General features: G+C 67.3%; 24 protein-coding genes. 10 read left to right on the forward strand and 14 right to left on the reverse strand.

Annotation, left to right across the window (positions count from 1 at the left end):
* Positions 1-153: 153 nt before the first annotated feature.
* The gene (locus tag ACQPW1_RS12625; protein WP_433662904.1) at positions 154-498 is read left to right on the forward strand and encodes a hypothetical protein; all 345 of its coding nucleotides are present in this window, start codon (positions 154-156) and stop codon (positions 496-498) included.
* 82 nt (positions 499-580) lie between these two features.
* Here the strand turns inward: ACQPW1_RS12625 and ACQPW1_RS12630 are convergent, their stop codons facing one another.
* Positions 581-1,405 (reverse strand): class I SAM-dependent methyltransferase, encoded by an 825-nt coding sequence (locus ACQPW1_RS12630; protein WP_433662905.1) that lies wholly within the window; start codon positions 1,403-1,405, stop codon positions 581-583.
* Between the two features lie 73 nt (positions 1,406-1,478).
* On the opposite strand from ACQPW1_RS12630, the gene ACQPW1_RS12635 reads away from it, so the two are divergent.
* Positions 1,479-2,069, forward strand: a complete 591-nt coding sequence (locus ACQPW1_RS12635) for a TetR/AcrR family transcriptional regulator (RefSeq protein ID WP_433662906.1) — start codon at positions 1,479-1,481, stop codon at positions 2,067-2,069.
* Here ACQPW1_RS12635 and ACQPW1_RS12640 read toward each other — a convergent pair.
* The 3 genes from ACQPW1_RS12640 to ACQPW1_RS12650 all read right to left on the reverse strand — a co-directional run bounded on the left by ACQPW1_RS12640 (position 2,066) and on the right by ACQPW1_RS12650 (position 6,407).
* Complete coding sequence (locus ACQPW1_RS12640) at positions 2,066-3,160, reverse strand: methyltransferase (RefSeq protein ID WP_433662907.1); 1,095 nt, start codon at positions 3,158-3,160, stop codon at positions 2,066-2,068. The two genes, ACQPW1_RS12635 and ACQPW1_RS12640, sit on opposite strands and share 4 nt — an antisense overlap.
* A 98-nt stretch (positions 3,161-3,258) precedes the next feature.
* Entirely contained in the window at positions 3,259-3,789 is a 531-nt protein-coding gene (locus tag ACQPW1_RS12645; RefSeq protein WP_433662908.1) for a pyridoxamine 5'-phosphate oxidase family protein, read from the reverse strand.
* 47 nt (positions 3,790-3,836) lie between these two features.
* Positions 3,837-6,407 carry a cytochrome P450 gene (locus ACQPW1_RS12650; RefSeq protein WP_433662909.1) on the reverse strand — a complete coding sequence of 857 codons (2,571 nt, stop codon included), beginning with the start codon at positions 6,405-6,407 and terminating at the stop codon, positions 3,837-3,839.
* Positions 6,408-6,514: 107 nt separating this feature from the next.
* Between ACQPW1_RS12650 and ACQPW1_RS12655 the strand changes: the two genes are divergently transcribed.
* From ACQPW1_RS12655 to ACQPW1_RS12665, 3 genes are all read left to right on the forward strand, one after another.
* Positions 6,515-7,795 carry a glycosyltransferase gene (locus tag ACQPW1_RS12655; RefSeq protein ID WP_433662910.1) on the forward strand — a complete coding sequence of 427 codons (1,281 nt, stop codon included), beginning with the start codon at positions 6,515-6,517 and terminating at the stop codon, positions 7,793-7,795.
* A gap of 31 nt (positions 7,796-7,826) precedes the next feature.
* Positions 7,827-8,594 carry an ABC transporter permease gene (locus ACQPW1_RS12660; RefSeq protein ID WP_433662911.1) on the forward strand — a complete coding sequence of 256 codons (768 nt, stop codon included), beginning with the start codon at positions 7,827-7,829 and terminating at the stop codon, positions 8,592-8,594.
* Between the two features lie 81 nt (positions 8,595-8,675).
* On the forward strand, positions 8,676-9,575 hold the full coding sequence (locus ACQPW1_RS12665; protein ID WP_433662912.1) for an alpha/beta fold hydrolase: 900 nt from the start codon (positions 8,676-8,678) through the stop codon (positions 9,573-9,575).
* Here ACQPW1_RS12665 and ACQPW1_RS12670 read toward each other — a convergent pair.
* The 8 genes from ACQPW1_RS12670 to ACQPW1_RS12705 form a co-directional block, all read right to left on the reverse strand.
* On the reverse strand, positions 9,572-10,396 hold the full coding sequence (locus tag ACQPW1_RS12670) for a MerR family transcriptional regulator (protein ID WP_433662913.1): 825 nt from the start codon (positions 10,394-10,396) through the stop codon (positions 9,572-9,574). The genes ACQPW1_RS12665 and ACQPW1_RS12670 overlap by 4 nt on opposite strands.
* A gap of 42 nt (positions 10,397-10,438) precedes the next feature.
* Positions 10,439-11,941: a flavin-containing monooxygenase gene (locus ACQPW1_RS12675; RefSeq protein ID WP_433662914.1), complete on the reverse strand. Its 1,503-nt coding sequence runs from the start codon at positions 11,939-11,941 to the stop codon at positions 10,439-10,441.
* A 5-nt stretch (positions 11,942-11,946) separates the two neighbouring features.
* Positions 11,947-12,867: a ferritin-like domain-containing protein gene (locus ACQPW1_RS12680; protein WP_433665217.1), complete on the reverse strand. Its 921-nt coding sequence runs from the start codon at positions 12,865-12,867 to the stop codon at positions 11,947-11,949.
* Between the two features lie 7 nt (positions 12,868-12,874).
* Positions 12,875-13,780, reverse strand: a complete 906-nt coding sequence (locus ACQPW1_RS12685) for an SDR family NAD(P)-dependent oxidoreductase (RefSeq protein ID WP_433662915.1) — start codon at positions 13,778-13,780, stop codon at positions 12,875-12,877.
* Positions 13,781-13,782: 2 nt separating this feature from the next.
* The gene (locus tag ACQPW1_RS12690; protein WP_433662916.1) at positions 13,783-14,769 is read right to left on the reverse strand and encodes an alpha/beta hydrolase; all 987 of its coding nucleotides are present in this window, start codon (positions 14,767-14,769) and stop codon (positions 13,783-13,785) included.
* Positions 14,770-14,906: 137 nt separating this feature from the next.
* Positions 14,907-15,326: a hypothetical protein gene (locus ACQPW1_RS12695; RefSeq protein ID WP_433662917.1), complete on the reverse strand. Its 420-nt coding sequence runs from the start codon at positions 15,324-15,326 to the stop codon at positions 14,907-14,909.
* Positions 15,327-15,372: 46 nt separating this feature from the next.
* Positions 15,373-15,729, reverse strand: a complete 357-nt coding sequence (locus ACQPW1_RS12700; protein ID WP_433662918.1) for a nuclear transport factor 2 family protein — start codon at positions 15,727-15,729, stop codon at positions 15,373-15,375.
* Positions 15,730-15,938: 209 nt separating this feature from the next.
* Complete coding sequence (locus ACQPW1_RS12705; RefSeq protein WP_433662919.1) at positions 15,939-16,889, reverse strand: D-isomer specific 2-hydroxyacid dehydrogenase family protein; 951 nt, start codon at positions 16,887-16,889, stop codon at positions 15,939-15,941.
* A 121-nt stretch (positions 16,890-17,010) separates the two neighbouring features.
* Here ACQPW1_RS12705 and ACQPW1_RS12710 point away from each other — a divergent pair, with 121 nt between their 5' ends.
* Positions 17,011-17,178: a hypothetical protein gene (locus ACQPW1_RS12710; protein WP_433662920.1), complete on the forward strand. Its 168-nt coding sequence runs from the start codon at positions 17,011-17,013 to the stop codon at positions 17,176-17,178.
* 65 nt (positions 17,179-17,243) lie between these two features.
* On the opposite strand, the gene ligD is transcribed toward ACQPW1_RS12710, so the two are convergent.
* The gene (gene ligD, locus ACQPW1_RS12715) at positions 17,244-18,218 is read right to left on the reverse strand and encodes a non-homologous end-joining DNA ligase (RefSeq protein ID WP_433662921.1); all 975 of its coding nucleotides are present in this window, start codon (positions 18,216-18,218) and stop codon (positions 17,244-17,246) included.
* A gap of 85 nt (positions 18,219-18,303) precedes the next feature.
* Here ligD and ACQPW1_RS12720 point away from each other — a divergent pair, with 85 nt between their 5' ends.
* The 3 genes from ACQPW1_RS12720 (at position 18,304) to ACQPW1_RS12730 (ending at position 19,123) form a co-directional block, all read left to right on the forward strand.
* Positions 18,304-18,552: a DUF6364 family protein gene (locus ACQPW1_RS12720; RefSeq protein ID WP_433662922.1), complete on the forward strand. Its 249-nt coding sequence runs from the start codon at positions 18,304-18,306 to the stop codon at positions 18,550-18,552.
* A complete protein-coding gene (locus ACQPW1_RS12725; RefSeq protein ID WP_223885149.1) occupies positions 18,549-18,857 on the forward strand; it encodes a hypothetical protein in 309 nt (102 codons plus the stop codon). The genes ACQPW1_RS12720 and ACQPW1_RS12725 overlap by 4 nt, the downstream gene beginning before the upstream one ends.
* A 62-nt stretch (positions 18,858-18,919) precedes the next feature.
* Positions 18,920-19,123 (forward strand): hypothetical protein, encoded by a 204-nt coding sequence (locus ACQPW1_RS12730; RefSeq protein ID WP_433662923.1) that lies wholly within the window; start codon positions 18,920-18,922, stop codon positions 19,121-19,123.
* 726 nt (positions 19,124-19,849) lie between these two features.
* Here ACQPW1_RS12730 and ACQPW1_RS12735 read toward each other — a convergent pair.
* A complete protein-coding gene (locus ACQPW1_RS12735) occupies positions 19,850-21,973 on the reverse strand; it encodes a RecQ family ATP-dependent DNA helicase (protein ID WP_433662924.1) in 2,124 nt (707 codons plus the stop codon).
* Between the two features lie 249 nt (positions 21,974-22,222).
* Here ACQPW1_RS12735 and ACQPW1_RS12740 point away from each other — a divergent pair, with 249 nt between their 5' ends.
* A complete protein-coding gene (locus ACQPW1_RS12740; RefSeq protein ID WP_433662925.1) occupies positions 22,223-23,356 on the forward strand; it encodes a GGDEF domain-containing protein in 1,134 nt (377 codons plus the stop codon).
* Positions 23,357-23,378 lie beyond the last annotated feature (22 nt).

The raw sequence follows: 23,378 nt of genomic DNA on the forward strand, positions 1-23,378 counted from the left end.
ACTCGGCAAACGCCGAGCCATGCCACCGTCGTGTCCCGCCTGAGTGAGCGTCACGTCTGGTGGAATAGCGCGGGGGAGGACGCTTCACGCTGATGCGGCGACCGGGCCGGTACCGGACAAAGGGTTGCACTATCGCGCTGAGGAAGGATTCATGTGAGCATCGTGCTGCGACGAATTGTCGGAGGTGGCTGCCTGGTCGTGCTCGCCTGCGGCCTAGTGGTCGGCAGAGCCGATCGAGCGGCGGCCGACCCCGGTGGTTGTTTCGTCGACCGGGGACTGACCGACGCCGTCGCACTCTGCCACGAGGGCTACGGATCCTCCGTGCTGGAGGTCGAATGCCTCGGCATCAGCGCCCCGGCCACACCCGGCGGCCCGATCTTCGGCCCCTACTCCGGCACCGATTCCGTATCGACCACGGTCGGCCAGCCGATGCGCGCCTCCTGCGTGACAAGCAGCGCCCTCGGCATCACCACCCGCGCCTTCGTATCACCCACCTAGCCGTTAGGCATCGATCGCGGCTATGAGCTGCACCTTCCGGAAGCGTGTCACCACAAGGATATCCGGCAATCGAGGGCCGGGGTCAGGTAGCGACTCGTACCGCCGTGACCATCACCGCGGTGTACTGCGCGGTGAAGCTTCCGCCCATTTCGTCGATGGCCGCACCGAGGTCGCCGAGCACCTCGTCCAGCACCGCCTGCGGGAGTTGTGTGGTGATGCCGGTGGTGGCCGAGAACTCCAGCCACTCGTCGCGGGTGTATCGCTGCTCCCAATGGAATTGCTGCTGTTCAGGCTCGCCGAAGCCGCCCGACTCGCGGAGTCCGTCGGCGGCCTTCTCGCACCCCGCCAGGTAGATCGCCACCGCGGAGGCCGCGAGCCCGCGGGTGAGCGGGGAGTCGGGGAGCAGTCGGCGATATACCTCCGCGAAAGCTTCCACGAGTTCGGGCGGTGGCTGCCCTACGTTCCAGAACAAGGCCAGCCTGCCACCGGGTCGCAGCACCTCGGCCGCCTTGGCCGCGCCGACAACGGGATCCACCCAGTGCCATGCCTGCCCGGCAACGACGAGGTCGAAGGTCCGGCCTGCCGGATCCCAGGTTTCCAAGGTGGACACCTCGACCTCGGTGCCGTCGCGTCGCGCGAAGTCGGCCATGCGTTCGTCGGGTTCGACACCGAGTATCTTGCAGCCCGCCGCTCGGAACTGCCGGGCGACGATGCCGGTACCGATGCCGACGTCGAGAACATCGCGTCCCGGACTGGCCGCGACGATCGACTGCACCATCGCCTCGGGATACCGGGGTCGGGAGCGGTCGTAGCGCTCAGCGTCCACGCCGAACGACTCCGCCATAGCGCGGGCCTGATGGGATTGTTGTTGCGGAGCCGACGGTTGCTCCGACGGTATAGTGGGCATGTGCCCACTATAAGTGGGCACATGCCCACTCTTCAACCGATGCGGGCTCGACCAGGCAAAGGAGAACTACACGGTGCCAACCGGAGTGGCCATGCGCGACGTGCGCGAGCAGCTGTTCGACGCGGCCGAGCGCATCCTGTTGCAGGACGGGCCGAGCGCGCTGACCAGCCGGGCGGTCACCACCGAGGCGGGTTGTGCCAAGGGCGTGCTGCACCGGCACTTCGCCGACTTCGACGCCTTCCTCGCCGAACTCGTGCTCGACCGCATCGCGCGGATCGACCACCAGTCCGCCGCACTGCGCGCGTCCGCGGGAACCGGCAGCGTCGTCGGCAATCTCAGCGGCGCGCTGACGGACGTGTTCGGCTCGGTCGCGGTGGCGATCGTCAGCCTGGTCACCTTCCGAGATGAGTTGCGCGCCAGGCTGCGTCGGACCAGGCCGACCGGCGTTCCGCTGTTGGCGGAGGCCACGGCGATGATCGCGTCCTACCTCGACGCCGAGCGCGAACAGGGTCGCGTCGTGGCGACAGCCGACGTAGATGTGTTGGCTCCCACGCTGATCGGCGCCGGGCATCTGCTGTTCGCCGACCGCAAAGGCACCCCGCCGGCGGCCGAAGCTGTCAGCCGGGTCGTGACCACGGTCATCGCCGGGGTGCTGACGCCTTAGGCGGGCTCGGCCTCGAGAATGTTGTCCGGCGAGACCGTCGGGATCACCCGGTTCAGCTTGAATCCGGAGCGCGCCAGGAACTTTCGGTATTCGTCGGCGGTTCGTTCGCGACCGCCGGTGTTCACCAGCATCTCGAGATCGATCAACTTGCCGGGGTGCGCGCGGGCATTCTCCGGGACGACGAGTTCGATGATCAGCAGGCGGGCATCGGGTTTCATCGCCGCGCGGACCGTCGCGAGGATTCGGCCCGCGTCGTCCTCCGGCCAGTCGTGCAGGATGTGTTTGAGGATGTAGGCATCTCCGCCGTGCGGGACCGTGTCGAAGAACGATCCGCGCTCGACCGTGCAGCGGTCGGCCAGTCCGAGATCGGCCAGCCGGTTGGTCGCCGCATCGGCAACCTCCGGCAGTTCGAACAGGATCCCCTTGGATTGCGGTGCACGAGAAAGTATTTCGGCGAGCATCGTGCCTTCGCCACCGCCGACATCGACGAGGGTCTCGTAGCGGGCGAAGTCGTATGCCGCGAGCAGCGGGGCGAGGCCGAGGCTGCCGATGCTGGTCATCGCGTTGTCGAACAGCGTGCCGAGCGTCCGGTCGGTCCGCGCGTGCTCGAAGAACGACATGCCGTGTAGCGCTGCACCGACCGGCTTGCCGGTGCGCACCGCGTCGGCCAGATGTGACCAGTTGTCCCGGTGGATCGGGGAGCCGAAGAACAAGGCGGCGTCGCGCAGCGAGACGTCGACGTCGCGCCGCAGCGCCCGCGCCATCGGCGTGAGCGCGTACCGGCCGTCCCGGCGCCTGGTGAAGATGCCGTGCCCGATGAGCAGGCGCAGCAGCCGATGCAACGCGTCCTCGTCGGCCCCGACCGTCCGTGCCAGCTCGGCACCGCTGCGCGGACCGTCGGCCAGCGCGTCGGCGACACCGAGTTCGGCGGCGGCATGGATCGCCTGCGTCAACCACCCGGCGCCGAGCAACTCCATCACGGCCAGATGCCCCGGGACCAGCTTGCGGTAGGCGACGGATAAACCGTTGCGCACCAGCTCGATCGCGCGGACCATCCCTTGCGGCGGCATTCTCGGGTGGTCGGATGCCACGGGGCGACTCCCATCCGCTCGACGGTCGGCACTTTGCGCCACCCAGCAGGGTACGGGCCTGGTGCGCGTTGTGTGCCGAACCGGCGGCCGATGTCCGCTCAGAAACGCCAGCGGGTCGCGCCGCCGGGCTCCACCGTGCCGAGTGCCATCGCGGTGCTCGCGGTGATGCGGTAGACGTGCCAGGGCGGCGGTCCCGCGGACGGGGCGCTGTATTCGGCGGTGAGCGCCTGGCCGGTGTCGTCGGCCTTGGCGGGCCAGCCGTCCGCGGCGTAGCGCGCGGCGATCTCCGCCACCGCCTTCGGATCGGTGACCTGCTCCGCGGTGCCGTTGACGGTGAGGTCGAAGTCGTTGGTGGAGATGCTGATCGCGCAGCGCGGATCGCGGGCGAGGTTGCGGCCCTTGCGGGATCGCGCACCGGTGGTGAACCAGAACGCGCCGTCGAGCCACAGCGCGCCGAGCGCCGTCATGTGCGGACTGCCGTCCGGGTTGATCGTGGTCAGCCAGTAGGTGTGCCGATTCGGGCCGCCGGTGCCGGGGGCCTGGGGGATGTTCGCGTCGAGAGTCTTCTGGACGTTTGCCCAATCCAGCTCCGGCAACGAGTAGAGGTCAGCGAGATTCTTGGTGTCCATACCTGTGCTGACGATCCGGCGACGCAGAATTCATCGGCTACGACCCTTCACTCGCGTGCTTGGTGTCGGGCCTGGAGCACCACCGGCAGCCGAGACGGGGCGGCGACGAAATCGCGGTTCGACGGTTTCACCTGGTAGCCGGGGTCGGCGACCGGCTGCCACCGGGAGAAGAGCGCGGCGGTGGCGAGCGTGATGGTCAGCAGGGCGAAGTTGTTGCCTGGACAATGCCTGTTGCCGACGCCGAACGGCAGGATCGCCTTCTTGTCGATCTCCTCGACCCGGCCGGGGAACCAGCGATCGGGGTCGAAGGTTTCCGGCTCCGGGTAGTAGTGCGCGTTGTGGTGGATCATGTACGGGCTGTACACGACCATGGCACCGTCGGGAAGGGTGGTGCCGCCTAGCGTGACGGGACCGTCCGCGGTGTGCGTGCTGACCCATGGCCCCCAGAACCGCAGCGTTTCCAGCACGACCAGCCGCAGATAGGGCAGCTCCGCGACGTGATCGGGAATGACCGGGCCGTCGCCGACGAAATCGTCCAGCTCGCGGCGCAATTCGGTGGCGATGACCGGATTGCGCATGATCTCGTGCCACACCCAGCCGAGGATGGACGCGGTCGAGCCGACGCCGGCGGCGAGCATCAGCAGCAGCTCGTCGATGATCTCCTCGTCGGACAGCCGGATGCCGGTCTCCGGGTCGCGGTGGCGCACCAGCGCGGAGAGCACATCGTGGAAATCGCGGTCGGCACGGCGGTATTCGGCGACCACGGCACCGATCTCGGCGCGCAACCGACGGGACTTGGTGGTGAACCGGCGGTTGGCGATGACGCGCAGGCGGCGCACCGGCGGCGGCAACGCGGCACGCTGGATCACCTGGCCGAGCAGCCACGGGATGTTCTGCTGGACTTCCCGTTTCGCGTCCGCGCCGAATTCGGCGGTGAACAGGGTCGAGGAGATCGTGTCGAGGACGAGCCGGTGCGCCTCGTCGACCAGGTTCAGCGGCCGGTCCGGCCGAAGCGATTTCGACCATGCGTTCGCGAGATCGGCGGCGACCACGGCGTATTCGTTCAATCGGCGCTGCCGCAGCGCGGGCGCGATCATCCGGCGGCGCAGCTCGTGCGGCTTGCCGCTGAGCACATTGGACGCGCCGCGAATGACCTCCTGGATCGCGTCGCGCAGCTCCTCGCGGTGGAATTCGCCTGCCTCACCGAAACTCAGCTCGCGAATGAGGTCCGGGGTGGTGAGCACATAGGTCGGTCGCGGCCCGAGATAGATCCGCACGATCGGGCCGACCTCGGCCAGCGAGGTGACGAACTTCAGGCCGTCACGCAGCGCAACCACGCTGTGGCCCAGCAGGGGTAGTCGCCCGGGTGCGGTGGGTACGTTCGGAACAGACTGCGGCATAGCGGGTTTCGTACCTCCGACTAGGTCGGCGTAGATGGAGAGGATCGTTTCGGTCAGGCGTGACTGCCGCGCGGAATCGGCCCGGTCGGTGAGGATCTTGCGCATCGGCGCCAATTGTTGTGGGTGCGCGGCGAGTTCGCGCAACGAATCGGCGATTGCTATCACCGACGGGTCACGTGTGCAGATACCGCCGCCTTCGGGCACGGTCTCGCCCAGATCTGGATCGCAGTAGACGACGGGCAGCCGCATCGCCACCGCTTCCAGCAGCGCCATGCCCTGGGTGTCGAAACCTGAAGAGGGGAAGAGCAATACATCGTGCGTCGCCATCGCGGCGAGACAGTCCGCCTGGCTGACCGCGCCGTGCAGTCGAACGCGGTCGCCCAGTCCGCCTGACTCGATCGCCTCCTGCGCTCGCTGTTGCAGGTCACCGGTGCCGTAGATATCGAACGTGCAGTTCTCGACGCGCCGCACCGCCTCGATGGCTTCGAGCAGCCGCTTCTCCCCGGACAGCCTGGCGCACCAGAGGATTCGCAGTGGGCCGTTTCGGGTCGCACTCGGTTCGGGCAGCTGCGCTTCGTCGAGCAGTTCGTCATCGATCCCGTTGGAGATCACCTGAAGTGGCCGATCCAGTCCGTGCGCCAGGATGCGCTCGGCGAAGTGGTTGGTCGGCACGATCACCCGATCGGCGGCCTGAGCCTGGGCGACCATCGTGCGCCAGGCGTGTCGCGCCGCTCGGGATTCGTTGTTGCGCGGCATCTGTTCGCGATGAGAAACGAAGCGACCGTGCAGGGCGCGCATGGTCAGCGCGGAAAGGTACGGCGCGGGGGAGGTGTTGGCGATGAAGACGTCGTCACGACTGTGCACGGTGTGGACGACAGGGATGCCGTGGCGCCGCGCCGCGCGGAGTCCGGCGATGGCCACGCCGTAGGTGGTTTGCGTGTGCACGACGTCGATCGGCCCGCGCTCGGCGAAGGACGCATCGATCAATCGGTTGTTCGCCCGAGTCGGCAACACCATGGCGAAACCGTTCACGACGACCCCGCCGAGTGCGGAAAGGACCACAATGTCCGGCTCGGGTTCGGTAGATTCCGGCGTGGGCGCGGTGAACACGGTGACGCGGTGGCCGAGCCGCTCGAGCCCGCGACGCTGGGCATGTACCGAGGTCTGGATCCCGCCGAGGGTCGCGGGATGGAAGTCGGTGAACAGCGCGACGTGCATGGGACCACGGTACGGACATGTGCACCACGCGCATGCTGGAAGAACGACGAGTCGCCGACGTGCGGCGCGACGAGTGCGGGGGCGGCCCGCCGAGTACAGGAGCTGGCATGAGAGTGGCGATCCCGTTGACGGGCACCCGAGGCGACGTGCAACCGGCGGTGGCGCTCGGGCTCGAGCTACGCAGGCGCGGTCACGACGTCTTACTGGGCGCACCGCCGAACTTGGTCGACTTCGCCACCCGCGCCGGCCTGTCCGCCGTCAGCTGCGGGCCGGACGTACAACAGCTCTACTCCTCCGACGAAGGCCAGAAAGCGCTGGCCGCGGGCAGCAGTTTCCGGCTGATGCAACTGGTCGGCAAGCAGATGGCCGACTACGCCGAGCAGATGAACCGCGAGGTGATCGACGTCTGCGCGGGGGCCGACATCATCGTGTCGACGATGCTCACCGAGGATCGGGCCGCGTCGGTCGCCGAGGCGATGCGGGTGCCGCTGGTCTCGCTGCACGGATTCCCGTGCCGGAAGAACGCGGCGTATCCGTTCCCGGGCGCGCTGCCGTCGGACTGGCAGCCGCCGGGTGTGGTCAACCAGGCCACCTGGCTACTGGCCGAGAATCTGCGCCGCATCGTGTTCATGAAGTACCTCAACCAGCTCCGTAGGGAACTCGGCCTGCCTCGTTCGACCGCCAGCCCGGCCGCCGTGCTCGAACGCAAGGGCGTGCCCGAGGTGCAGATCTATGACCCCGTCCTGGTGCCCGGCCTGGCAGAGGAGTGGGGTGAGCGTCGGCCGCTCGTCGGCTTCCTGCCGTTGGAACGGACTGCGCGAGAGGCCCTGGGCGAGCTGGCCGCCGATCATGGTGAGGTGATCGCCTGGATCGCGGAGGGTGAGCCGCCGGTGTACTTCGGCTTCGGCAGCATGCCCATCCGCGACACCCATGCCGTGCTCGCCATCGTCGAGGAGGTGTGCGAGAGCCTCGGCATCCGCGGGTTGGTGAGTGCGGGCTGGAGCGATTTGGCCGCCGCCGACGCGGAGACTGGCTCGCGGGTCAAGGTCGTCGGGCCGCTCGCTCACGACATCGTCTTCCCGGTGTGCGCCGCCGCGGTCCACCACGGCGGCATCGGCACCACCTTCGAAGGCCTGCGCGCCGGGCTGCCCACCCTGGTCTGTTCCGTGTCGTTCGACCAGCCGATGTGGGGCGCCCAGATCGAACGTCTCGGCGTCGGCGCGCACTTGAGCTTCCGCAAACTCGACCGCGACCGGCTGGAAGCGGGTGTGCGGACGCTGCTCGAGCAGGGAACCGCGCAGCGCGCGAAAGCCCTTGCGAGAGAGCTGCAATCGCATGCCGACGCGACGCCGCGCACCGCCGACATCGTTGAGGCAGCCGCCGGGTGAGCAGCCGTGTTGATCGAATCACGGCGGTGGCATGAGCGGGCTGACCATGGCTTGCACCGATTCCGCCGTCATGTTCCGCCGCGCGGTGCGGCACACACTGCGCAGCCGCGACACCCTGCTGATCTCGATGCTGCTGCCGGTGCTGATCATGCTGCTGTTCGTCTACGTATTCGGCGGCGCGATCCAAGTGGACGGGCCGTACATCGACTACGTGATCCCCGGAATCATCCTGCTGTGCACCGGATTCGGCGCATCGATCACCGCGACCGCCGTAGCAACCGACCTGCGCACCGGCGCCGTCGACCGCTTCCGCACCTTGCCGATCTTCCGCCAAGCGCTACTGGCCGGGCACGTGGGCGAAGGCGTCACCCGCAACATGATCGCCGTCGCCATCGTGCTCATAGTCGGCGTCCTCCTGGGATTCCGCCCCACCGCAGGCCTTTTCGCGTGGCTGGGCACATTCGCGATAATCGTCCTCTTCGTCCACGCGATCACCTGGATAGCGGTCGCGCTAGGCCTGCTGGCGCAAAACCCCGAAGCCGCAGGCGGATTCACCTACGCCATCATGTTCATCCCCTACATCAGCAGCGCCTTCGTACCCACCGCATCCATGCCCTCCTGGCTACGCGGCTTCGCCGAACACCAGCCCGCGACCCCGGTGATCGATACCCTCCGCGCACTACTCAACGGATCCGATTCGGGGAACAGCGCGGCCCTCGCGGTGGTCTGGTCGGTCGGTCTTGCCGTCCTCGGATACGCCTGCGCCGCAGCACTCTTCGCTCGTCGCTCCCGCGGCTGAACCGTGCGATGCACGGCCTTTGCTGATATGTACATATCATTTATATGGTACGTTGATACCATCAAGAGGGAAGGGGAGATCATGCCGAAGATCGGACGGTTCACCAGCGATCAGGTGGAGGCCGATTACCAGCGGGCCTACGAAGCAATCGCGGCGCGTTGGCCGGTGCCATCGACGGACATCGACGTCGAAACATCTTTCGGGACAACACGAGTGCGTAAGTCGGGAGCAGGGGCGGGCGCACCGTTGCTGCTGCTGCCGGGAATATCGGGCAACGGCCTGTTCTGGATTCCGTTCATCGAGGACCTGGCTCGCGATCGCGTCGTCTACACCCCCGATGTCATCGGGTGGGCGGGACGCTGTGTGCAGACTGCGCCCGTGCGTAACGAGGCCGATGTCGCCAAGTGGGTAGCCGAGGTGATCACTGGACTAGGTGTGGATCGCGTACACCTCGCGGGCTACTCCCTCGGCGCGTGGATAGCGGCCGTGGCCGGGGCCTATCACTCCGAGCGGCTGGCGAGCCTGAGCCTGCTGGAACCGACCCCGGCCATCTTCGCCAGGCTGCGCTGGGGTTTGCTGCTCAAATTCATCGTTGCCGGTATCCGGCCCACCAGAGCGAAGATGGAGAAGCTCAACGCGTGGGTCTCCCCGGGTATCCGGACTACCGACGAGGAGTGGGCAATGGTGTTGGCGGGCTTGAAGTTCCGGCTCGCGCTGCCGTTGCCGCGCCCATTCACCGACGAGCGGCTTGCTGCCGTCACCGCGCCGCTCCTGGTTCTCTTCGGGGCCGACACGGTTCTGCACGATCCTGAACAGGCGGCGAGCCGGGTCCGGCGGCATATTCCCTCGGCCGACATCGAGAACTATCCCGGCGTGGGGCACGACATGCTGTGGGTGATTCCGGAGAAGGTGATTCCCCGCTTGCTGGCTTTCGCCGACAAGCACGATCCGGTCCGGGTTCAACCAGCCCGCAACGCCTAGGAGTCGGGGCGCGAATCCGTCCGGGCGCGTTCGCGTTCGGCGGCGGTGGCGAGGTAGTCGCCTAGTTCGTTGCGCAGGGTGCCGTCGAGCGAGCGGGCGAGGGTGGAGTGCACCGAGGCGACGGCCAGTTCGCGCATCTTGTTCAACATTGTTGTGGTGTCGGCGATTTCGCTGCTGGTGTCGGGGAGCCAGCCGGGGCCGTGTTCATCGATGATGTGCTGTTTGGCGGCGGTGATCATGATGTGGGTGATGTCGTCGATGCGGTCGGCGACCTTGGCGTAGATCTCGATGAGGGTGCGCAGTTCCAGGCCGTACTCGTGCAATTCGGCGAACGAGGTGAGCAGCTGGGTATCGGTGAACACCACGGTGTCACCTTCCAGCCGGACCAGTTTCATCTCGCGCAGGCGGTCGACGAGTTCGTCGGCCTCGGCGCCGAGGATGGTGCCGATCAGCTCGCGGGGAATCTCGAACGTTTCGTCCTTGGCCCAGGACTCCGTCACCGCGTGCTGCAGGCCGAGCACCTCGGTGAGGTCCTTGCCGGTTTCCCAGCTGGTGATGAAGTCGCCGATGTGCGCGGTGGTGAAACCACGCTGCAACAGCGCGTCGATCAGCCGCAGCCGCTCCAGGTGCGAGTTGTCGTAGATGCTGGCCCGGCCGTCCTTGCCGACAGGCGGAGGCAGCAGGCCGCGTTCCTGGTACGCCCGCACGTTGCGGGTGGTGGTGCCCGCGGCGCGCGCGAGGTCATCGATTCGGTACTCCATCGATGCCACCTCCTGGCCCTCCGCGGCGCCGGATTGCCGACGGCCGAATAGCACGGTCATTGATCGACCGAGTCTATCGCCAAGGCCGCCGGCACCGGTCATCTAGGAAACCGCCGCGATCCGGGGCTTCCGTGCGGTTCGGTCCGAGGCGACGACCGTGTAGTCGGCGAGGTCCACGGTCCGCAGCTGATTGACGTACTGCGTGGCGAACCCCGGGTACATGGTCGCGTTGAAACCGTCCTCGGTGAGATACCAGCTGCGGCAGCCCGAGTTCCAGGTGGTGCTGGTCAGCCTGCGCTGCATGCCCGCGTTGTACCGGTCCTGCCGGTCCTTGCGGACGTCGAGGACGCGCAGATCCTGCTCCAGGATGGTACCGACGGCACTCACCACGTAGTCGATCTGCGCCTCCATGTACACCAGCGCCGAGTTGTGGCCCGGCCCCGAGTTCGGTCCGAACGTGAGGAACAGGTTCGGGTAGCCCGACACCGCGACACTCTTGTAGGCGTACGCGCCGCCCGACCATTCATCGGCCAGCACCCGACCGTCCCGGCCGACGACCGGGATCGGGGGACCGGTCTTGGACACATCGAAGCCGGTCGCGAAGACGATGCAATCGGCCTGGTGCTCAACGCCTTCCGCGGTGCGGATGCCGCGCTCGGAGAGCTTGGCGATGGGCCAGGTGATCAGCTTGCAGTTGTCTCGCTGCAGGGCTGGGTAGTAGTCGTCGGTCATCAGCAGCCGCTTGCAGCCCGCCCGGAAGTCCGGCGTGAGCTGGCGACGCAGCCAGGGATCCTTGACCTGCCTGCGTAATTGGGCCTTCCCGACCAGTTCGACGACCCTGGTCAGCGGCGTGTTCCAGACGACGCCGAGTGCCACCGACTCGTGGCCGTAGAACCAGGCTTGCCGAGCCAGTTGTTCGGCGGCGGGTGCCCGGCGGTAGATCTCCTTGGTCACCGAGTTGGTGCGCCGGTTGACCCGGGGCAGCACCCAGCCCGGCGTGCGCTGAAAGACCTTGACCGAGGCCGCTTTATCGACCAGCTCGGGAATGATCTGCACCGCACTGGCACCGGTGCCGACGACCGCGACCTTCTTGCCGGTGAAGTCGTAGTCGTGATCCCAACGGGCACTGTGGATCTTGTGTCCGGCGTACTCGTCTATGCCTCGGATGTTCGGAAAGCTGGCATTGGTCAGCGGTCCCGAGGCGAGCACGACGGCGCGGGCGTGCACGGTGCCCTGGCCGTCGATCGTGATGTCCCACCGCCCGGCTTCCTCGTCGAAGACGATGCCGGTCACGTTGTGGCCGAACCGGAAGTGCGGTCCGAGCCCGAACTCGGTGGCCATCGTCTCGATGTAGCCGAGGATCTCGTTGCTACCCGAGTAGGTGTGCGACCAGTCCGGGTTCGGCGCGAAGCTGTAGGAGTACAGCCGCGACGGAATGTCGCATGCCGCACCGGGATAGGTGTTGTCGCGCCAGGTGCCGCCGATCGCGTCGCCGCGTTCGAAGATGGCGAAGCCGTCGATTCCCTTCTGTTTCAGGCGAATCGCGGCGCCGATACCGGCGAACCCGCCGCCGATGATGGCGACGTCGAGTGTCGTGTTGCTCATCTGCCTCATGCCGCCGGCTCGTAGGTGACTTCCTTGACCCAGGTCGGGTCCTTGCGCAGCAATGCCTTCGGCACCCTGGCGGTGATCTTCACCAGCGCGTCGGCGAACAGGTGATATGGGTGGCCGCGGTCGATCACCCAGCCGCCCTGCATCTTCACCAGCTGATACATCGGCAGCCTGCGTGCCCATTCGCTGCGCTCACCGACATTGGCGTAGCGCTTGAGCGCCGTGTACAGCTTCTCTTCGTCGACACCCAACTCGACGATGTTGTCGCGCATCTTGTTCAGCAGCGGCACGTAGCTCAGCACGCCGATGATCAGCGACGGCTTCAGCCAGCCGCCGACGAGATCGGTGGCAAGCTTGCGGACCTGTGCGTGACCGAGCACATCCATCACCGCGAAATCGACGGCCAGATGCCGGGATTCGTCATTGTTGATCTTCTTGAAGACCTCCTGGCAGACCGGGTCGTGGATCTCGTCCATGATGAACTTGACCAGCGCGCCGTCCAGCGCGACCTCGAGCATCGGAATGACGGTGCCCAGGAACGACAGCGACATGCCGTCGGCGTACTTGTCCAGGAAGTCGATCACCAGCTTGACGTTGACGTTCGGCTGCGGGATCTCGTCGCCGTCGAGCATGCCCCAGCGCCGCATCAGCGCCAGTTCGGCATTGGCGTGCCGCTGCTCCTCGGCATGGAAGTAGCGGTAGATCTCGCGCAGCGTCTCGGTGGGCGCCTTCTTCGCCATCGCGGCGAAGCCGCGCGCGCCGACGTTCTCGATCCACATCAGATCGGCCATGAACGGCTTGAGCTTGGCGTGCAACTCGGGCGAGATCGTCTCGGCACCCGGTGCGTCCCAATCGATATCGGCAAGGGCCCACTGGCGGTCTTTGATCTTGGCGAGCATGTCGTCGAAGTCCATCGTGATGGCCATGTCAGACTCCTGTCTTGTCGGTGACCGAGGTGCGGTCGGTGGCGGGGGAGTTGTCCTGGGGCAGAACCCGATCCAGGAGGCCGAGGACATAGGTGTACTGGGCGGGGAAGTAGCGCTTGAGCCGCCAGACCACGTGCGCGTCCAGTTGTGGCAGCACATACAGCTGCCCGCGGTCGTGTGCGTCGAGGGTGGTGCGGGCGACGGATTCCGGCGAGAAGCCGGTCCAGCGCATGAGGGTGTCGGCCAGGCTCGCCGACTGCTGGGTGATCCGGCCGTCCTTGGCCACATTGGTTTTCACGAAGGTGGGGCACAACACGGTGACCGCGACGCCGGTGCCGCTCAGCTCGGCCGCCATCGTCTCCGACAGCGACATCACGCCGGCCTTCGACACGTTGTAGACGGCCATCGACGGCGCGGCGGCGAACCCGGCGGCGGAGGCGACATTGATGATCCCGCCACGGCGCGCGGCACGCAGTTGCGGCGTGAACACCTCACACCCGTGCACCACGCCCCACAGGTTGATACCGAGCGCCCACTCCCAGTCCTCGAAACCGACCTGGCCGACCCGCTTTCCGCCGATGCCGACGCCTGCGTTGTTGATGACCAGGCTGACTGGGCGTTCGAACAGCGATTCGGCAAAGCGCGCAAGGTTTTCCACGTCCTCGCGGTGCGCCACATCGCAGCGGAACGCGTGCGCGGTGCCGGGATGCTTGCGTTCGATCAGCGCGACGGTCTGATCGGCGCGGGCCTCATCGATATCGGCGCAGATCACCTGCCCGCCGCGATCGGCGATCTCCAGCGCGAAGGCCCGGCCGATGCCGCTGCCCGCGCCGGTCACCACCGCTCGCGCGCCATGCGTGCGCCGTGGCCGATTGCCAAGGGGCAGCAGCTTTTCCAGTCCGAACATCGTCAGCTCACCTTCTCGGAGACAGTGCGGTCAGTCAGTGCCGCGCGAAGGAACTCGGCCGCGCGGGTCAGGGCCTGATCGGCTTCGGGCACCAGGGTCGGCAACGCCTGGAAGACGTGCACCTGACCCGGCCAGACTTCTAGTTCGCAGCTGCCGCCCGCGGCGCGCACCGTTTCGCACAGCGCTCGCGCGTCGGCCCTGAGCATTTCGGTGCCGCCGACCTGAACGAGCATGGGCGGCAAGGGGATACCCTTCGGCACGGTCAGTCGCAGCCGGGGCAGGTCATCTGGCAGGCCCAGGGTGTACTCGCGGGGCATCCGGCTCGCGGCCGCCGCCGAGATGAGCGGATCGCGGTGCTGCCGTTCCTGTTCGGCGGCCAGCTGCAAGGTGAGGTCGAACAGCGGCGAGAACATCGCCACGGCCGCCGGTTGCGGGACGCGGTGACGGTCGTTCTCGATGAGCAGGTCGAGCGCGAGATGCCCGCCCGCCGAATCACCGGCGATCACCAGGTCGTTCGCGGCATACCCGCGGTCGAGCAGCCAGCGGTAGCCGGCCTCGATGTCGTCGGCCGCCGCCGGGAAGCGGTGTTCCGGGGCGAGCCGGTAGTCGACGACGAACACCGGGAGTCCGGTCTTGCGGGACAACTGCGCGGCCAACCCGCGGTGGGTGCGGGCCGAGCAGATGACGTAAGCACTGCCGTGGATGTAGTAGACGGCGCGCTTGCCGAAGGAGACGCCGGGCGCGCGGACCCATTCGCCGCGCACCGCCCCGGACCGAACCGGAGTGACGGCGGTGCCGCGTGGCACCGGACCGCCGACGGCCATGAAGGTGGCGACCAGCTTGCGGGCGAACCAGACTCCCGGAGCGTTCATCGGCACCGCGTTGTTCAGCGGCCGCAACCCCACCTGGGTGACCGCCGCGGCCACGGTGGCCCGCATTGAGGCTGCGGTGGGCACCCCGGGGATCGAGGTCCTCGTTGACCTTGTCATGCGTTCAGGATCAGTGATGAATGTGCCAGTTGTCAATGGCACATTTGTTGCAGGCTGATCGCGATGGGCCTTGACCTGCGAAAATGACCGCGTACCAGCAGGTCTGCTGGTACCGCGGTCGTTGGTTGGTTCGGCGGTCAGCGGGCTTTGCGCAGGCCCAGGTACTGCAGGGCGGCGAAGCCACCGACGGTGGCCGCCTGCATGACCGTCCAGATCGAACCCACCAGATTCAGGTCGAGTGCGCCTTCGAGGAGGGCGACGAGGCTGACCACGACCCAGGCGGCGTTGCCCGCGATCACCACGCGGGTGGCGGTCGTGCTGATCGACTGCCGGGTGCCGATGATCGCCACCGCCACGCCGTACAGCGTCAGGAAGATCCCGATCGGAATGCCGATCCCGGTATCCAGGCCGAGCAGCGACTCCAGCGGCTTGGCGAGGGCGAGGTAGGCCAGGCCGTTGACGCCGGTGACCACGGCATCCAAGCGGAGCGACAGGCGGAGCAGTTGCGGGCCGGGGGTCATGACGGCGGACAGGTAGGACGGGGCGGTGGTGGTCATGGCAGAGTTTCCTTCGGTGAATCAGCTTGGGGTGGAGCGGGTTTGATCAGGCTGCGGCGGGGACCTTGTCGAGGAAGCCGTACACGTTGGCGAACCGGCCGTCCTCGACGATGGCCACGTCGAAGCCGACGATCACCGCGGCTTCACCCGCGGGGCCGAGCTCCCAGGTGAACCGGACCTGGTCGTGGTGGGCGTCCACCGGGCCGGCCAGGCGGAACGTCCAGCCGGGGAATTGTGCTTGCGCGGCGGCGATTCCGGCGTCGATGGCGTCGTGTCCGGCGACCGCCATCAGCGGGTCGGTGTAGCCGGCGGTCTCGGTGAAGACCCGGGCGACGGCGGCCTTGCGGTCGGCGGCGTCGGTGGTGTTCCAGGCTTCCAGGTACTGGGCGACGATGGTGTTCATGATGAGCTCCTTCGGGGCTGTGATCTGCGGTTTCGCTGTCGTTCTTGCTGACAGGAACTACGTTATGGCCGCAGGGGGGTGCCCCGAATCAGTCATCTATAAGTACTTTTCGGCGAGGTATACGTACGTCGCCGGTCAACCGCGATCAACGGGACGTGTGGCGTGCCTACTCGCACGATGCCGCAGCTGTGTCCCGTTGGTCGAAGAGGTCAGTAGCCTCGGTCCGGATCGATAGGCGCCAGAAGGTCTTTGCCCGTGACGAACCGTTCGACGTTCGCGCCCGCATGGTCGGCGAAAGCGGCGAGCCGCAACTGCGGTGGGTTCGAATCATGCGGCGTCACAATGGCGTTCGGGAGAACCCAGAGCGGGTGGCCGTCCGGCAACGGCTCTGGCTCGGTGACATCCAGCCCGGCACCCGCGATGGCGCCGGAGGCGAGTGCGGTGACCAAGGCGTCGGTGTCGATCAGACTGCCGCGAGCGATATTGATGACCCACGAGTGCGGCTTCAGGCGGGCGAGCACGTCCGCGTCGATGAGATGGTTGGTCGCCGGGGTGGCGGGGGCGGCGACGACCACGTGGTCGGTGCGTGGCCACACCCGGGAGAGGTGGTCGGTGGAGATCGTTTCGACCGTGTCGGGAATACCGGGTCCGGTGACCGGGCGGCCGGACCGGTTGACCGCGATCACGTGCGCCCCGAGCGGGGTGAGCATGGGAATCAGCGCCCGCCCGATACCGCCCGCGCCGACGATGGTGACCGTCTTGCCGCGCAACGAACCGATGTGCGGAATGAAGTCCTGTTGCCGCCAGCTGGCCGCGCGCAGCTGCTCGGGCAGATAGCGCACCCCGGCCAGCAGCAGCATCAGCGCGTGCTCGGCCACGCTGGCCGCGAAAGCGCCTGCGGCGGAAGTGAACTGCACCTTCGGATGGGCGGCGATGACGCCCGCGTTGAACCATTCCTCCACGCCCGCGGCGGGTAGTTGGACCCACTCGATCGTGTCCGGCAACTCCTTCGGAAACTGTCCGGGAGTGCCCACCCAGATCAAGCCCCGCGCCTCGCGGAGCTCGGCCACCGTCGCGCCGCCGTCCGTGACCGCCTTCGCCAACAGTGCGGGAGGCGGGTCGGTCGGCCCGATCGCTATCGCTACTGCCGGTCGGCTCATGGATAGACCTCCTTCGGAGCAGTACAGCGGATGCGCAAGGCGCCGGTGACAACGCCGCAGCGACGTTATCACCGCCGCCATCCGGCGCAGTACCGCCCCGGCCTGCGCTTCTCTTGCCGCCATGCCGCGCACCGTTTCGCGCCGCGCGCTCGAATTCGCCAGCCATTCCGTGCGCGCCGAGAGAATTGGTGCGCGCCAGCTCGAGCATCCGACGAAGACGTGCCGAGAGCGCTCCGGTGTGACTGCTGCATCCTTCGAAGGCGCGCACAAGTTTGCCTGGCGCGCGTGATTTTGCTGGCTGATTCGTGCGCGCCGGGAGAATTGGTGCGCGGGTGCTCGGCCCAGCGGGGTGGGTCAGTCTTCGTCGAGGTCGGTTTCCTGGTCGAGGTCGGCGTCCACCTTGTCGCGGTCGGCCCATTCGAGCAGTTGGTCGATCTCGAAGACCGAGTCGTCGATGCCCTCGTGCAGATCGCCTAGTTCGGCGAAGCGGGCGGGGACGGTTTTGATGGTGAAGTTGCGGGGGTCGACGTCGGGGATCTCGTCCCAGCGGATCGGGGTGGAGACGGTGGCGGTCGGCACGCCGCGGACCGAGTAGGCGGCGGCGATAGTGTGATCACGGGCGTTCTGGTTGTAGTCGACGAACAGCAGTTTCGGGTCGCGATCCTTGCGCCACCAGGTGGTGGTCACGTCGTCGGGTGCGCGGCGTTCGACCTCGCGGGCGAAGGCGAGCGCGGCCCGGCGCACCTCCTTGAACCCCCAGTTGGGTGCGATGCGAACGTAGATGTGTAAACCCTTGCCGCCGGACGTTTTCGGCCAGCCGACCGCGCCGAGCTCATCGAGCACCTCGTGCGCGACCCCGGCCACCCGCTGCACCCGCGACCACGGGCAGTCCGGCATCGGATCCAGATCGATGCGCCACTCGTCGGGGCTCTCGGTGTCGGCCGCGCGGGAGTTCCACGGATGGAACTCGACGGTCGACATCTGCACCGCCCAGATGACATCGGCGAGCTCGTTCACACAGAGCTCGTCGGCGTGCCGGCTGTAGCGGGGAAAGAAGACGCGGACCGTGTTGATCCAGTCCGGCGCGCCCGCGGGCAGCCGCTTCTGATGCACCTTGTCCCCGGCCAGGCCCTTCGGGAAGCGGTGCAGCATGCACGGCCGATCGCGCAGCGCGCGGACGATGCCGTCGCCGACGCTCAGGTAGTACTGCACCAGATCGAGCTTCGTCGCGCCGGTCTCCGGGAAGTACACCCGGTCCGGGTTGGAAATGCGGATCGTGCGGTCGCCGACATCCAGTTCGATGGCCGACGCCGCAGCCTTGCTGGCCACGCGTCCGACGATAGCCGACAAGCCACCCTGCTCGCCGTCCGAAAACGCGCTCCACAATGTGCTGCATTCTGGTATGCATGAGGGTATGAGCAAGGCGACGCGTGTGACCGTGACGCTGGATCCGCAGGTGGCCGAATGGGCGAAGCAGGCGGCCGACCAGCAGAATCGCAGCCTGTCCGCAGTCATCAACGCCTCCCTGCGCTCCGCGCTGGTGCACGACAGCCTGGCCAAGCTGGCCGTCGACGACGCCGCCGAACAAGCCGCGGCCTACGACGACCTGAACGTCACCGAGGCGGCCGAAACCGACGCCCGCCGCAACCGCGGCGCGGCATGAGGCGCGGCGAGGTCTGGCGTTACTCCCCGGCACTGCGCGACGGCACCCCGCTGCCGCGACGCATGTCGGTCGTGCTCGTCTCCGACTCCGCGGTGATCACCTCCCCGTACCGCTGGCTGCACGTCGTCCCGCTGCGCGATGCCGACCCCGGCCACGTCCTGGCCACGCACACCGAACACGGCTGGGCCGACACCCTCGAACTACACCGCGCCTACCGCCCCTGGCTCACCGAGCAACTCGGCGAACTGACAACCAGCGAATCCGAATCACTCGACGCCCGCCTCCGCGCCACCCTCAGCCTGTAATCGGTCCTTCGCTGCGCGCGAACACAGCGGTGACCGCCCGTGCTGCGCGCACACTGGATCTCATGAGAAAACTGCTACAGGCAATTCGAAGATTGTTGGGCGGCAAGGTGACCACCGGAGGCGGTCGACCAGGTCGTGAAGGCGGCGGTGGCACCGCAGGCGTCCGCGAACCCCGCAGGCCATTGCCGCCGGACAACCACCTGAGCGCCACCCGCCGAATCGAACCCGACCCGAAGACGATCACCTTCCCCGACTCTCGCCACTGATCCTTGCCGCCCCCTGGACCACAGACCAAGCGACAGATAGGTCGCCTTCGCACACCTGCTTCTTCCTTCGCATACCCCTCAGCACGCCACGAGATATGCGAAAGAAGAAGGAAGTGTGCGAAGAGGCCTGGCAGCAGAATCCGCACCCACACTCGGGATCCGCACTGACTTCAGGGCCCTATTCCGAGTGCGGATCCCGAGAGAGTGCGGATCTTGGGCAACACGAGCGAGGGGTCGGTTCGCGGGGCTGATCGACAACCCAACCGCCGCCTACCGACGACCTCTCTTGTGTCCGAAGCGTTTGTGCCGCAACCACAGCCAGATGACCACCTCGGGAACGCGACACCGCGCACCTGAGGTGCACCTAAAGCCGGGTACGGCACACGACGCGCCCAGCACTACTCACGGGAAAACCTGGGTAGGTCTTCAGTTCACTGGGCTGGTCGCGTTGGGTCGTCCTTAGCTGTACTCACCCGGTAGGTGCACCCATCCGGGGAATGATCGAGTAGTGCTGAGCACGTCGCCTGCCGTACCCGACCTTCTCTTCCGCAGCCCGGGATGGGCAACGCTCGAGTTCCGGCGTGAGGACTGGCTGTGGTCCCGTTGAGGGAGCTTCCGGAAATCGAGACGAGTCAAATGGTGGTTGAGCGCAATCGAGGCGAGTCGAATGGTCGCTGTTGAAGATCCTTTAGCGACCATTCGACTCGCCTCGATGGCTTGGCCCGCCTAGGTGACGGATGCGAGGGCGAACGGGAGTACCGCGTCCGCGCCCGCAGTGCGCAGGGCATGGGCGGCGAGGGTGAGGGTCCAACCGGTGTCGGCGAGGGTGTCTACCAACAGGATCGGGCCTTCGACGTCGGTGAGGTCGGGGACGTCCCAGGAGTCGAACAGGCCCGCGACGCGGTGTGCGGAGTTGGCGGCCGACACTGGTGGGCGGTCCGGGCGATTCGGCAGTGTGCCGAGGTCGTTCAGGCGGCCGATCTCGGCGAGCCCCGCCGCGAGCGTGGCGGTCAGCACCGGGTAGCGGGGGGATTCCAGGGCCAGCACCGACGTCGGCCGGGTGGTCCACTTCCAGTCGCGCAGCACGGCGACGCAGGCTTCGAACACCTTCTCGGGGATCGGATCATCAGGCCCGTCGAGCAAGGTACGCAGGCGCTGACCCCAGCCGAGGTCGGTGAGCCTGCCGAGTACGCGACCGGTCTCGGCGCCGCCGGTGATCTTGCCGGACAACGGAACACCGAGCTTCGCCATGCCGGTCGGCCACTGCTTGCGCGGGCTCAAATCCAGGCCGGGACGGTCGAGGCGGGCCCGGGTAGCGGCGACCGCCTCGGCGTCCACCGAGACATCGGGCCGGGTGCCGGTGCAGTTGTCGCAGCGGCCGCACCCTGGCGAATCCACTTGCCCGGCAACCAATCCCGGATCATCGAGCTGACTGCGCAGGAACACCATCCGGCAGGCGCTCGTCGACTGGTAGTCGACCATCGCCTGCTGCTCGACCTCGCGGGCTTCGGACAGCCGCTCGTAGCGTTCGGTGTCGTAGGTCCACGGCTGGCCGGTGGAGAGCCAGCCGCCGCGCACCCGGCGCACCGCACCGTCCACATCCAGCACCTTGAGCACCATCTCCAACCGGGAGCGGTTCAGCTCGACCAGCGGTTCCAGCGCGACCGTGGACAAGGCCCGGTCGGTGTCGAGCGCATCGAGCACCGAGCGCACGATGTGCTCGCGCGGAAACGCAACGGAGGCAAAGTAACTCCAGATCCGCGCGTCCTCCGGCCCGGGCAGCAGCACCACCTGGGCGCTCTCGGTCGCGCGGCCCGCACGACCGACCTGCTGGTAGTAGGCGATCGGCGAGGACGGCGCGCCGACATGCACGACGAAGCCGAGGTCGGGCTTGTCGAACCCCATCCCGAGCGCCGAGGTGGCGATGAGCGCCTTCACCTCGTTGTTCAGCAGCGCCGACTCCAACGCCTCGCGTTCGGCGGGATCGGTCTGTCCGGTGTAGGCGGCGACGGTGTGCCCATGCGAGTTCAGCACGTCGGCCAGGTCGTGCGCGGCGGCGACGGTGAGCGTGTAGACGATCCCGGATCCGGCCAGCGTGCGCAGGTGGCCGCTGAGCCAGGCGGTGCGTTCCACCGCGTCGTCGAAGCGCACCACCGAAAGGTGCAGCGACTCGCGATCCAGCGTGCCGCGCAACACGAGGGTGTCGGTGCCGATCTGGGTGGCGACGTCGGTGACCACCCGGTCGTTCGCGGTCGCGGTGGTGGCCAGCACCGGCACGTCGGAACCGAGGTCGGCGATCAATGTCCGGATCCGCCGATAGTCGGGCCGGAAGTCGTGACCCCAGTCGGAGACACAGTGCGCCTCATCGATCACCACGAGACCCGCGTCGGCGGCGAGCTTCGGCAGCACCTGATCGCGGAAGTCCGGGTTGTTCAACCGCTCCGGACTGACCAGCAACACGTCGACCTCGCCGGACGCGACCTGGGTGTGGATCTCGTCCCATTCGGTGACATTGCCCGAATTGATGGTCGCGGCAACCACACCCGCCCGTTGCGCGGCGGCGACCTGGTTGCGCATCAGCGCGAGCAGCGGCGACACGATCACCGTCGGCCCGCGCCCGGCCCCGCGCAGCAGCTTGGCGGCGATGAAGTAGACCGCCGACTTACCCCAGCCGGTGCGCTGCACGACCAGCGCGCGGCGCCGCTGCACCACCAGCGCCTCGATCGCGGTCCACTGATCCTCGCGTAGCCGAGCGTTGGGTCCGGCCAGCTCGCGCAGCAGGTGTTCCGCGCGCTCGCGAAGGTCGGGTGCGGTGAGGTCGATCGCCGGGACATCGGTCGCCGTGGTCATGCGCTCCATCGTGCCCGACGGTACCGACAGGAACCGCGCCCGTCGCGCGCGCCCGCCCCGGCCGTGCATGTTGTGAGTGATACCGCGTGAATCGATACCGGTCGGACTCTCGGTATGCGCCGTGATGTGTCTTACACTGCGTGGATCGCCGCTATGTTGCCGAAATCCCCGGCCCACGGCGGCGTTCACCACAAGTGAGTGCGGTTCGAGACGATACGAGGCTTCCTTCAGACGCCGAGGACGAGTCGAATGAGCGAGCGAGTCAGGTCATATCTGCGGTTGCTGCGGGACTGGTGGCGCGATGGCGTCGACTACCGCTGGGTCGTGAACGCCCTCGCCGACCGCTCGGCGCTCGGCGTGGTGAAGTTCGCGATCGGACTGTGCGGGCTGGCGACGCCGCTCGTCAGCGTGCTGACCGTGACGTCGTCGGCGGGCCCGCAGAGCGTGCTCGGCCGGACGGTGCTGTGGTGCATCGTGGCGGCGGCCGTGGTGTGGGTCGTGCGCTGGTGGTGGTTGCCGTGGCCGAGCAGAGTCGAATCGCTGACGTTGGTCGCGGTCGGCGACCTGTGCATCACAGTGGTCTGCGTGCTGAGCCCCGGCTATGTCGTCCGTTCGGTCGGGATGATGTTGCTGCTGATAGTCGGCATCTATGTCAGCGCCTTCCACAGTCCGCAGGTCCTCGCCGGGCACACGGCATGGTCGTTGGCGTCGGCCGCGGTGCTGTCGATTCCGCTGTTCGGCGTCGGTGACGCCGCGTCGGCGGTGATCATGATCCTCGGCATGGTCGCGGCCACGGTGGTGCCGCCCGGGTTGCAGTTCTGCTACTGGGTGCTGCGGACCGACATGCTCTCCGATCCATTGACGACGCTGTTGAGCAGGCGCGGATTCGAGTACCACTCCGCGATGATCGTCGGCGGCACCGGCGGGCCGGTGCCGGTCTGCGTGATGATGGTCGATCTGGATCGTTTCAAATCCGTCAACGACACCTTCGGGCACTCCGCGGGCGACAAGGTGCTGGTGCGTACCGCCGATCGGTTGCAGCGCGCGGCGCCCGCGCACAGCATCGTTTCCCGACTCGGCGGCGAGGAGTTCGCGATCGTCGCGCGCCTGCCTGTGCCGACCGCGGTCGCCGCCGCAGAGCGATTGCGCAACGCCGTCGCCGAACCCGTCGGGTCGATCTCGGTCACCGCGAGCATCGGTATCGCCGTCGCCGACGCGGGTGCCGACGGCTACCGCCGCAGCCGTCAGCTGGTGCAGGATCTGATCCGGTGTGCCGACAGCGCGATGTATCAGGCGAAACAGCGCGGCGGCAATACCGTTGTGGTGGAGCACATCACCGCGCTACAGGGCATCGACAACCACGATTCGATCCGGCCGATGTGAGGATCGGGCTCCGCCACAACAA

This window comes from Nocardia sp. CA-128927 (genome assembly GCF_050955855.1).
In the GTDB taxonomy this organism is placed as follows: Bacteria; Actinomycetota; Actinomycetes; order Mycobacteriales; family Mycobacteriaceae; genus Nocardia.